Raw genomic sequence first — 10,948 nt, 5'->3', positions numbered from 1 at the left:
TATTAATTGTAAGCATGTTTAGTGGAATGGTCTGACATACTTTGCGTGAACCTAGCGCTCTTTGGGATTAAAACCACTCCGCCAATATTCCACCACCTCGGGGAATTCCTCTCCAAATTCCTTAAGGCTTTGCTTATACAACTTTTCCAGATAAACTTTGATGTGCACAGGCATAGTGTGATCAGGGCTTTTATTGAAGGTGTCACTTATAGGAAAATGGTTCCAATCTACCTGATCAGATACATTTAAAAAGAGGAAGATTTCTTTTAAAAAAGGTCTAGGGCTGTTAAGGAGGTCATCATAAAAGCAAATATGAATTTGCTCTTTTGGGAAAACGCTTCTCCAGTTTTTCAGTATTTTGGCATATTCACCTCTGGAGAACAGGTCTCTGTTATTAAAAAGCTTGAAAAACTCTTCATCTCTTATATCTTCAAAACTCTTTTTCTGTGCCCTTACCAAATACATTAATGCCGATGCCCACATACGATCAATAGGGTTCCTGATGATAAGGATCAGCTTTAAATTCGGTATAATGCTTTGCATAAACCGTATTCTTCTGAGTGGTAAATTTGCGCATGGAGTGACTTCACCTTTGACTCCTTTAGCTGCTTTGAAATAGTCGCTGTATGCACTTAACGGCAATCCATAAAACCGGTACTTGCTGCTAAAATAGTTTAATTCTTTTCTGTCGGGCAGGAATAACTCCGGATGACATCGCAGGTTTTCATAGAGCCAGGTGGTGCCGGCCTTTTGAGAGCCAATACATAAAAACTCAGGAAATGTTAGCTGTTGAGTGTTGAACAGGCCGATCTTATAAAACCACTTTTCAATGCGAAAGACCATACGACGGCTGGCATTGACAGGTTTTTTGATCAAACTCCTATTCATAGAACATCGGCTTTTAAAGCGGTTTCATGTACCTGGCCATTGGTAACTCTCCATATTTTATCAGCTATTTCAAGTAAAGTAAGATCATGATCAATCACCACTACCGTTTTACCTGAAGCCAGAAGCCGTTCTATAGATGTGCGCACTTCAAGTAAGTTGGCTTTGTCGAGGTTATTGGAGACTTCATCAAAAATAAAAAGCTCGGAACTCCTATATAAAGCCCGGGCAAGTGCTATCCTCTGTTTCTGGCCGCCTGAAACCTGTACACCGTTTTCTCCCAGTTGCGTGGTCAAGCCCTCGGGTAGCGAATTTATAAAACTTTCCAGGTTTGCCTGATTAATCACTTCGTTCAGTTTTACCGTGTTTATTTCATGTTCACCAAAAGCAATATTTTCTTCCAGTGTCGCATCAATAATTACGGGCTGTTGTTGCAGGTAGCCGATATACGATAGCCAACCTGTTTTATTATTTTCTGAGAGTTGTACCTTGTCAATATATATTCCACCGGAATCCGGCGAGATCAGCCCTGTAAGTAATTTAACCAAAGTAGTTTTCCCGGAGCCTGATGCACCACTGATGCCAATACACTGCCCCCTCATAAGCTCAAGACTCAAATTGTCAAATAAAGAATCTTTTCCCCGGTACTTGAAGCTTACCTTTTGTAATTGTATGCGGTTACTAAAATGGAGAGTTTCATTTTTGTCCGCCGAAGCATCAGGTTCATCGATGTTTAACTCCTCCAGCACATAGTTGTAGGCTTTAATGTTTGTGAGTGCATTAATAATTTTTGTGGTAGAAGGGTAAAGTCTGTAGAAACCTGCTATAAAAAGACTGAGAAGAGGCACAAGCCCACCACTTAGTTCAAAAAATAATGAATAACCAAATATAAGGGCGATACTCAGTGCCAGAATAACTTCAAGGAATTTGGCAGGAAGAAATGATGCGGTTTTAAGGTAGGCGTAGTTCCTGTTCATCTGATGCTTCAACCCTATAAATTTCTCAATGAAAAAATCTTCCTTTTGATAGAGCTTAACATCAATATAGCCATCTACACCTTGTAGTAAGTATTTGAGGCTGACCGGATAAGTATTTCTAAAATCTTCTTCTATATGTTGAAGATGTTGCTTTTTAAACCACTTCCAGGTAAATAGTACGGGCAACATCACTGTTATTAAAAGCAGGCAGATAATAGGATTGTACAAGCAAATGCCTGCTATGATGATACCGGCAACAATGGATTCAGTGATAAGGTTTAGCTGGGGTGTAAGCATATAGCTGGCGAAATCGTGAGGAATGGTTTTTATTTTTCTGCTCACAACCGCGGAGTTGGACTTAGTGAATTCAAGGTAATTCTGACTAAAAAAATGCTGTAGTGATCTTCTGGATAAGTCCGTTGAAATGTCGAAAGTCAATTTTGAAATATAATAGTTCACCCAGACGCTCACTATATTCTTGATCAGAAACAAGGCCACAAGGGCCGACAGGGCAATTATTTGAAAGTTGAATTCACTATGGAAATTGAGCTGCTCGTAGAGGGAGGCTATTATGGAATGACCTGTAATTTGTTCAGGATTAATGAAAATAAGGATTATAGGTACAATCGCTGCCAGGGAGATGATGTCAAGCAGGCCATTAAAAAGTGTTAAAACTAATGACCATATTACCTGTTTCTTAAACCGATCAGGGATAATATGATATGTCTTTTTAGCACTTACCCAGAGATTAAGCATGGTTTGTATACCTTATTTTTTCCCATTTCATACCAACCTTTGATATCAGTGATTTGATTTTGAACTTTGCTGCAGCTTTAATATTTCCTGACTCCTTGTTTTTAAAATAATGGACTTCACTGATAACCCGTCTTAAAGCATGGTCATAGTAGCCTCTTGAGTAAGTTCTTTCAAAATCTATATCTCTGTCTGAGCTTGTGCTCCATTCCAGTTCTGTTGTTTGCAGGGCCTCAACTTCCTGGTATAGCTCCGTTCCCTTAATAGGGTATGCAACAGTGATAGTAAAATGGTCAGGATTTGAGCTTTTTAGGTGGTGGATGGTTTCTTCAATATCCGATTCTGTTTCCCCCGGGTACCCGATCATGATAAAGGTACCGGCTTCGATTCCATTTTTTCTGGCAAGTATGATCATTTCACGCACCTTTTGTACATCTACCCTGCGATCCATAAGATCTATGATTTTTTGAGAGCCACTTTCCGCACCTATCCATACTCTAAAGCACCCCGATTCCTTCATCATTCTGATCACGTCTTCATTCATCCTGTCCGCACGGGTGATGCACTCGTAAGCGATCTTTAAATTTCTTTCTTTTAATGTGTTATTGAATTCTTCCAGCCATTTATGACTGACCGTGAAAACGTCATCCACAAACCAAAGCGTATCCGGATTATAGGTCTTTTGTATCCATTCAAGTTCGTCAACAACTTTTACCGGGGATCTTCTTCGGTAACTCAACCCGTAAACCGCACGGCTACACCACTTGCAGGTATAGGGGCAACCGCGCATGGTACTAACGGAAATGGCATTTGATCCATGCGCATTTTTCCATAGATCGAGGTATTTATGAAGGTCAATAGCCTGCCTGTTCGGCATGGGCAGTTGGTCTATACCTTTTATTTTGGTCCGCTTGGAGGTTGTATGGTTATTTCCATCCTGATCCTTGTAAGCGATCCCATCAATCATTGGAATTTGCTCTGGCTTGTTTTCCAAGCTTGTCACCAGTTCCAGCATGGTTTCCTCCCCCTCCCCGATAACTAAAAAATCAGCTCCATTATTCAGAAAGCCATCAGTATTATAAGTTACTTCCGGTCCGCCCAGAATAACTGTGGTGTGGCTTAGCTCTTCCGAGTTTTTGACAAAACGAATGATCTCCAGTACATTGACTTTTGTCATTAGATTAACATAAATAGCCAGGTATTTTGGCTTTTCCTTTATTAAATGGACTTTTAGCAAATGCTTTTCTGAAAATGTTGAATCAAAGACCTCAGTTGTTATACCATTCTGTTCGAGAAATGCGGAGATATAAAGGATGCCCAGTGGAGGATAGGGCTTGAGAATAGCCTGCTCTTTTTCATCCTCTTTGAGGAAGTAACCATGTGTAAGCAGCACTTTCATTATGAAGTTGTTTTTGTTAATTCCAGATCGATCAAATAATGATCTGAGTAATTTGATAAATGGGAGAACGCATTGACTTTATCCTCCATTGAATCCAACTTGTTTAGCATACCCTGTTTGTTTCTGAAAAAATTCTCCAGATACGATGGGGGCAGAAAGAAACCTATCGGCTTCAATCCCACAAGTTTGAACTCGCTTCGGAACATAGTTTCTATCCGTGCAGGAGTGTAATACCACGTTTCTACCTGTGCTTCATTTAGCTGGGCCAGCAAGGGACCTCTTTGGGTTCTTCGGAAGGCTTTTTTCACTTTAAACTTTTGCAGGAAATAAATACTTTCCCAGACACAGAATGCCGGCATAATTACTCCTATAAATCTACCATTTGGTTTTAGCAATCGCGAGGCCACTTTGCTAAGGTTCTGCAGGCTCATAGCATCGATACAGTTGAGGCCCCCAAAATTTGAAAAGATAAGATCAAATTTACTATCGAAATCTGCCTGGGCGATTTTGTTAATGTCACACTGAATAAATGTAGTTCGTTGACCTAAACCCATATTTTCGGCTTTGGATTTGGCCACAGCTACCATCTCTTTGGATAAGTCGGTGGCTAAAACATTGTGGCCTTGCCCTGCAAGATGAACAGCATCCTCTCCCGTACCACAATTTAGTTCCAGGATTGATAAAGGGCTGTCTGGCAGGGCCTTCTCCAGATAATCCCACACTTTCTGACGCTGCAGTGCCCCGATGGAGCCATGGGTAAAGTCATTGTCATAAGTAGCAGCAATATGGTCAAAAGCAGTTATCATCCCGGAAAAGAATCATATTTTCGTAACCTGAGCTTATCCATCACAATGGATGGTATATAATACAAGGTAGCCAAAACAGGCCTTAAATTCTTATAATTTAGCCTGAGGGGATGCCGTAGCAGCTCTTTAAACTTCATAATTCCACGCTTCTTCCGATATACTTTGTGAATATAGCGAGGTAATTTTCTGTAAAAATCCCTATCCTGACTGCTGGAAAACATAGTGTCGAGGTCATCGGAGTCAGTCCAGTTAGCCTTGTCTTGCAATTGCTGTTTTACTTTGTCATAAAATTTAGTGCCCGGTAACGGATAAGATACCGAAATACCAATTTCATCAGGCATCAGGTTTAGTACCATGTCCTTTGTTTTTTGAATATCCTCTTTGGTTTCTCCGAGATATCCGAATTGCAGGAAAAATGCGACCTTAATTCCTTTTTGCTGTAGTAACTTCGTTGCTTCACCAATTTGCTCCACCTTTGTGCCCTTATCCATTGCATCAAGTATCTTCTGCGAGCCAGATTCTGCACCAACCCATACTGTTTCGAGACCGGATTCAGCCAGAGCATCAATAGTATCCTCCTGAAGTAATAAATCAGCACGTGATTGTATTTTATACTTGATTTGCAGGTTTTTCTCTTTTAATAAATCCCTGAAACTTTGAATCCATCCCGGTTTTAAACCGAATATGTCATCGCAAACCCAAAGATGATCAGGCTTATGCTTAGTCATCAGAAGTTCCACTTCCTCTACTACTTTCTCAGGAGACCGGGTATTATACCTGTTTCCATAAATGGGCTTAGCACACCAGTTGCATTTATAAGGACATCCTCTTGTAGTGGCAAGGTTTAAGGAAAAATAGCCGTGATGCTCTATCCATATTTGTCTGTACTCGTCAATATTTACGAGATCCCAGGCCGGTAAAGGCAAAATATCAAGTTCACGTAAAACCTGCCGGCTACCGGTTAAATGTGTTTGGCTATTATTTTGAAAGGCTAACCCTACTACAGTTTCTATAAGTGGTGTAGGCTTCTGAATTTCGTTGAGCAATTCCAGTAATGTCATTTCAGCCTCACCAATTACTATAAAATCAGCACCATGGTCAAGGTATTCCTCATAGTGATCAGAGGCATCGGAGCTGGAAACTATAATGATACAACCGAATCCTTTGGCGATTTCTATCATCTCAAAGGCAGCCTCACGCATATTGGTAAGGCACATTTTGGTAAGGTAATTAAAGCCATCGTCATAAATGACAAGATATTCAGGCATTTCCCTTTCCAGGGCCTCAAGCAATTCATGTGGAGAGTCCCTAAGGTTAGTATCAAACAAGGAAACTGAATAATTATTCTCACGCAACAATGAAGCCGCAAAGAGAGTCCCTAATGGAGGGTACGGTTGTTTGAACTTCCATTGTTTGTAATCAAGTTTGTAAAAGAATGAATGGGTAAAAAGTACTTTTTTCATTTTAGCGGTGAGCTAAGGGTTACATTAAAATTTTCTTCAAACTCTCTGATCCTGTCCTGATATTTATCAAGTATACTCTTCTGGTAGAACCTTGGGTGGTTTTTCGATGCATACCTTTTTGTTTTAAAGGCGACATCAAAATCCTTCTTGGAAAATCGCTTTTCGAAGAGCTGCTTCCAGCGTTTCAAGGTCAGGTTCATGAAATATTGATCAATAGCACTCCCCAGGCGGTTATTGAACAGTCTTTCCGAGAAAGCCTTGATTAAGGCATTACCATTCCTGATTGTACTTGTTTCCCTTGGAGCTGAGTTGGGGAAATAATTTTGCACCCATTGGTTGGCAGTCCAAAATTCATAGTAACAATTTTCTCCATATGTGGGAATCAATGTCACTGATTCAATGGCTGTAAATAAATTTTGCTCTTCAATTTCCAGGTTCTCCGTATCAATGAAGTAATTGACGCAGAAATTTTTATGTGAGTTAAAAAGAAATATTCTCTTGAAAAGAACAAGGAACATTCTAGTGATCCAAAGTTTACCCGGCGCAGTGACGATGAAGAAGTCCAAATCGCTGCTTTTGTCCATATAGCCTTTTGAAATAGACCCCGAAAGCATTACAGATCTGACAAAAGGAAACCAGGAAATAAGCCTGGATACTCGTCTTGCGGTCTTCATCCTTTGTGTGGCAAGATTATTACCAGCAAGCCTTCTTTCTACTAATGCAGGTGCATTGTGCAATGAATAAAACCGTTCAAACTTGTATATCATGCCTTTGTCTAAAAGCTCCACCAGCGCCAGGTCGACCTGGGCATCTTTACAGGCGGCAGGACAAAAGAACTGTAACTCATCTTTTGTAAGAGGGTACTGGAAAACATCAAAATACAATAGAGTTTTAAGCAAGTCATCTGATAGCTGACTTTCTATGGACAGGTTGTAGGTATGGGCAGGTTCAGGCATACTTTTTTGGATTAAGGTTCAAAACATGAAAGATCAGTAGTGAATTAAAAAGACCATAAAACACCACACCTTTTTGTACTTCTAGCATTGACTCCGAAAGACAACACACACCAAAAAGGTATAGAAATGACAGGAACAAAGTATTTTGGTTATTTCCTGATTTTATTACAGGGTAAAAAAATGACAGTATAAGAAACGAGAACCCAAGGATACCTAGGTCTAAGGTCGTTTGTAAATATTGATTATGAGCATTGAACTCGGATTGAAAAATGCCAAGTCCAATTTTATCATATTCCTGATTAAGATATTGCTGGGAATCCCCAGTGCCAACCCCTGTTAACCAGTTATTCTTTATAATCTTAAGTGAAGACTTCCATTGTACTAATCTCAGGTTCCATGAGTTCCATTGCTGGTCAGTTGACGGATATTGGAGGCCTGTGTTAAGTGGTTCTTGAATAACCCGGAAATAGGTGACGGGGTTAATGTAAATCAATAGTAGTATAATTGAAATAAAAGCACATGAATACAAAGCACCGTACAAATACTTCTGCTTGCGAAAAAAATAATTCCCCAACAGTAAAATACATAAGGTAGAAAAGGAGACAATAACTATCCTTGACGAAAGGAAAACCAGTGCAATGAGCAGTATCAGTAATACAATAGAGTAAAGGATCTTAATAACATACCTGAGGGTTTTAAATATATCCCTGAATTGCCAGACAAGCAGTATGACAGCAAAGGCGATATATAAGGAGAAGTAGGTTGGATGAATGCCAAGAAAAGAGCCAAAACCTACATATGAGAGCAGATTCCATGTTTTGGCAGGGCCAGAAAAGGAATTTCGGAAATTGTCCTTATTCAGATAATCAAAGTTCAGATGTTCCGGGTCAGTAATATTGTGGCCTGAGAGAATTATAAATATCAGACTTACAATAACAGCGATTAGGCACGAAATGATAAAAGAACAAAAAATAATTTTCATTTCTTTTGTTGACAATCTTTCAGAAGCGCCTATTACAATAGGAAGGACAAAAAGCGAGAGCTTTTTTTCAAGATCATAAAGTCCACTATCCATATCTTCAACAATCAACATGCCGAGGATATGGAGAATATAAAATCCGGAAAGTACCCATATTAACTTGTTAAGTTTTATTATTTCCCACTTTGCTCTTAGGTTTCCTTCAATAAGCCAATTGGCTGTGAGTAGTACAATGGAGATACTGCACAACTTTATGGAGAATGGGAGTGCAAAAACGGATAGTACCGTGAAAATTATAAAAAGCTGTCGGTGTATATTTTTAAAACCGACCATTCGCCAGGTAGTTTACTAGTATTTTTTTGTTAATCTCATCTCGTTCCTTGTCAATAAACCAGCCCCACTTATTGAAATAGTTGACTGCACTTTGAATGTTGTATAATAACAGATGTATTTTTTTGTACGATCCTTTCTCGTGATAGTGATAGATTGACACTTCCGGAAAGAATACTGTACGATAAGACCGATGTATTCTTCTGCTTAAATCTATATCTTCAGTGTACAGGAATATCTTTTCATCAAACAGGCCGGTGTTTTTTAGAGCTGCTGTTCTGAGAAACATGAAGCACCCTGAAAGAAATGGGACATCCATTACTTGATCATAACCAGTAAATCGCATTTCATACAGGTGGTCATATTTTTCAAAAGCTCTATAAAAGCTCAAAAAACGTCTGTATATCAGGTTGTGAGGTTTAGGGAGTAACTTGCATAAATGCTGAAGAGCTCCATTCGGGTAGAGAACCTTGGGCATGGATAAACCTATATCCGGGTTGGTCTCCATGAATTTGTGCATTTCCGGAATAACTTCTTTATTAAAATACACATCAGGGTTAACAACAATATGATACTTTGATGTGTATAATACCTCTCTTAATGCAATATTATGGGCAGCTCCAAAACCCAAATTTCTACCATTAAAAATGTAACTTATTCGGGAGTCCTTGCAAAGCACTCTGGCATGATCTTCCGGTGAGTTATCTATGACATAGAGATGAATATCATGATAGCTTTTCAGGCAACTATTAATTGTGTTTTCTAGAATAGGCAAGTTATTCTTATACACTACAATGGAAGCGGTGAGGTTCATGGGTATAGGTGGATTAGGTTTTTCAATAGCTTAAATCGAAACTTTATCTTGGATAGTAAACCATAGTTACTTTTATCTCCTGTTCGTGTAGTGGTATTATTGTGTCGCCTATATAGGGTCAATTTTTTTTGAACTATGCTAGTCTTGAAAAACAACTCAGCAACCAGCCCTATCCATTGATCGTGCATAGGTATGTCCGAGGGAAAGGGTAAGGCTTTGCTCAGTACTTTTCGATTGAAGGCCATGCAGCAACCCGTATAACTGTTTTTCCACAGATTCTTCCAAAGCCCCGGACGAGCTTTGTTAATTTCAAATAATGAAGAGTGTATAGGTTGTAATTTCTCATTTACAACGTAGCAGTCACTTAGCACCAAATCGTATTTTTCCAGAGCCTGTATCATAGTTTTAACTTTTCCGGCGAGCCATAGATCATCCTGGTCAGAGAGAAAGATTATGTCACCGGTACAATGGTTAAGCGCATTCTCGAAATTTTTTATGGGGCTGTTTTTCGAAGCGCAGTCAACTAATTTTAAGCGTTTATCCCGGTACGAAAGTAAAATTGAAATGGTTGTGTCTTCTGATCCATCATCTGAAACAATTATCTCATCATGAGGACCCAATTGTGGCAGAATGGAGTCTATTTGTTCACGAATGTATTTTTCTCCATTATGAGTAGCCACACATACCGATATCTTAGGCATCTTTTTTTGAAGTTAATTCAAGGCATACCAGAGCAAGGAGGATAAATGACATGCCTATGGGATTATTGAAGTATTGATTGGTGGCAGATTGAAAAAATATAAATAATGAGCTAAAATAAAAAGCTTTTGAAAAGGGAGATTGGTAGGATTTTGAGTCTAGAAACTTTTTAGTTAGCATAAAGAATATAGCACCCCAAAAGAGTAGCCCTAACAGTCCTTGTTTGTGAAAAATCTCCAGATAAGAGACTTCCATATGTACGGGGCGTACGGGTACGCCAACACCAAAGCCGTGACCTATGAATGCAGAGGTTATCGTTGTCCGTTCTAATACCTGATTTAATTGTTTCTTTCTCTCATTATCTGAGAATTCACGATTACCTAAAAGCTTATCAGGTTCAAACTGACGGGTAAAGCAGGAATTTAATTCCGTTTTAGAAATTATGCGGCTAACATTGGAATAGATGTTATTGCCATAGTAGACTAGAGCTATTGCGGCTGTTAACAAAGCGAAAAGTATCGGCAACCTTACTTTTAGAGGTAAAGAACTAAGTAGAAGGTATGTAAATGCAGTTAAGAGTAGAGCAAATATAAAACCCCTTGTAAAAGTGAGTATGATAGCAAAAATGATAATTGAAGTCATTATCACCCAGTATCTGGGTTTTATAAAATAAACAAAAATTAAACCTATGCTTAAGAAAATAAATCCTTTATAGAAAAAGGCCAGCTCTCCTCGGTAAAAAAACTCCTCTGTTGGAGAAGTAAGCGCATAGAATTTTTTGAAAGGAATAATTCCCCCATTTATAAGAATAACTGTAATCAGATAGGCTATACTTAGAAATAAGGAACCGTAAATAAAAAGTTTGGATATGTTGATTAATAAGCTTT

Annotated in this window: 10 protein-coding genes; all 10 read right to left on the bottom strand. The window is 38.9% G+C overall.

The window, feature by feature from the left end; genetic code table 11:
* Window positions 1-51: 51 nt before the first annotated feature.
* Window positions 52-888, bottom strand: coding sequence for a sulfotransferase domain-containing protein (locus E1163_RS07420; RefSeq protein WP_155170803.1), 837 nt, complete (start codon window positions 886-888; stop codon window positions 52-54).
* A complete protein-coding gene (locus E1163_RS07415) occupies window positions 885-2,618 on the bottom strand; it encodes an ATP-binding cassette domain-containing protein (protein WP_155170802.1) in 1,734 nt (577 codons plus the stop codon). The genes E1163_RS07420 and E1163_RS07415 overlap by 4 nt, the downstream gene beginning before the upstream one ends.
* The gene (locus tag E1163_RS07410; protein WP_155170801.1) at window positions 2,611-4,014 is read right to left on the bottom strand and encodes a B12-binding domain-containing radical SAM protein; all 1,404 of its coding nucleotides are present in this window, start codon (window positions 4,012-4,014) and stop codon (window positions 2,611-2,613) included. The genes E1163_RS07415 and E1163_RS07410 overlap by 8 nt, the downstream gene beginning before the upstream one ends.
* A complete protein-coding gene (locus tag E1163_RS07405) occupies window positions 4,014-4,820 on the bottom strand; it encodes a class I SAM-dependent DNA methyltransferase (RefSeq protein WP_155170800.1) in 807 nt (268 codons plus the stop codon). Before E1163_RS07405 ends, E1163_RS07410 begins: the two co-directional genes overlap by 1 nt.
* Complete coding sequence (locus tag E1163_RS07400; protein WP_155170799.1) at window positions 4,817-6,283, bottom strand: B12-binding domain-containing radical SAM protein; 1,467 nt, start codon at window positions 6,281-6,283, stop codon at window positions 4,817-4,819. The genes E1163_RS07405 and E1163_RS07400 overlap by 4 nt, the downstream gene beginning before the upstream one ends.
* Window positions 6,280-7,239, bottom strand: a complete 960-nt coding sequence (locus tag E1163_RS07395) for a nucleotidyltransferase domain-containing protein (RefSeq protein WP_155170798.1) — start codon at window positions 7,237-7,239, stop codon at window positions 6,280-6,282. Before E1163_RS07395 ends, E1163_RS07400 begins: the two co-directional genes overlap by 4 nt.
* Window positions 7,232-8,551 (bottom strand): O-antigen ligase family protein, encoded by a 1,320-nt coding sequence (locus E1163_RS07390; protein WP_155170797.1) that lies wholly within the window; start codon window positions 8,549-8,551, stop codon window positions 7,232-7,234. Before E1163_RS07390 ends, E1163_RS07395 begins: the two co-directional genes overlap by 8 nt.
* On the bottom strand, window positions 8,538-9,362 hold the full coding sequence (locus E1163_RS07385; protein ID WP_155170796.1) for a glycosyltransferase family 2 protein: 825 nt from the start codon (window positions 9,360-9,362) through the stop codon (window positions 8,538-8,540). Before E1163_RS07385 ends, E1163_RS07390 begins: the two co-directional genes overlap by 14 nt.
* On the bottom strand, window positions 9,359-10,063 hold the full coding sequence (locus tag E1163_RS07380) for a glycosyltransferase family 2 protein (protein ID WP_155170795.1): 705 nt from the start codon (window positions 10,061-10,063) through the stop codon (window positions 9,359-9,361). Before E1163_RS07380 ends, E1163_RS07385 begins: the two co-directional genes overlap by 4 nt.
* Window positions 10,056-10,948 (bottom strand): O-antigen ligase family protein (locus E1163_RS30480; protein ID WP_185156004.1); only part of this gene is annotated, 893 nt, incomplete at its 5' end. The genes E1163_RS07380 and E1163_RS30480, both read right to left, overlap by 8 nt.

Source organism: Fulvivirga kasyanovii, assembly GCF_009711405.1.
Lineage (GTDB): Bacteria > Bacteroidota > Bacteroidia > Cytophagales > Cyclobacteriaceae > Fulvivirga > Fulvivirga kasyanovii.
Note: the sequence above shows the minus strand (reverse complement) of the source record. Positions and strands in the feature narration are given on the sequence as shown.

Coding starts and splice junctions, on each gene's coding strand:
- E1163_RS07420 (WP_155170803.1), bottom strand. CDS start 888: ATGAATAGGAGTTTGATCAAAAAACCTGTCAATGCCAGCCGTCGTATG.
- E1163_RS07415 (WP_155170802.1), bottom strand. CDS start 2,618: ATGCTTAATCTCTGGGTAAGTGCTAAAAAGACATATCATATTATCCCT.
- E1163_RS07410 (WP_155170801.1), bottom strand. CDS start 4,014: ATGAAAGTGCTGCTTACACATGGTTACTTCCTCAAAGAGGATGAAAAA.
- E1163_RS07405 (WP_155170800.1), bottom strand. CDS start 4,820: ATGATAACTGCTTTTGACCATATTGCTGCTACTTATGACAATGACTTT.
- E1163_RS07400 (WP_155170799.1), bottom strand. CDS start 6,283: ATGAAAAAAGTACTTTTTACCCATTCATTCTTTTACAAACTTGATTAC.
- E1163_RS07395 (WP_155170798.1), bottom strand. CDS start 7,239: ATGCCTGAACCTGCCCATACCTACAACCTGTCCATAGAAAGTCAGCTA.
- E1163_RS07390 (WP_155170797.1), bottom strand. CDS start 8,551: ATGGTCGGTTTTAAAAATATACACCGACAGCTTTTTATAATTTTCACG.
- E1163_RS07385 (WP_155170796.1), bottom strand. CDS start 9,362: ATGAACCTCACCGCTTCCATTGTAGTGTATAAGAATAACTTGCCTATT.
- E1163_RS07380 (WP_155170795.1), bottom strand. CDS start 10,063: ATGCCTAAGATATCGGTATGTGTGGCTACTCATAATGGAGAAAAATAC.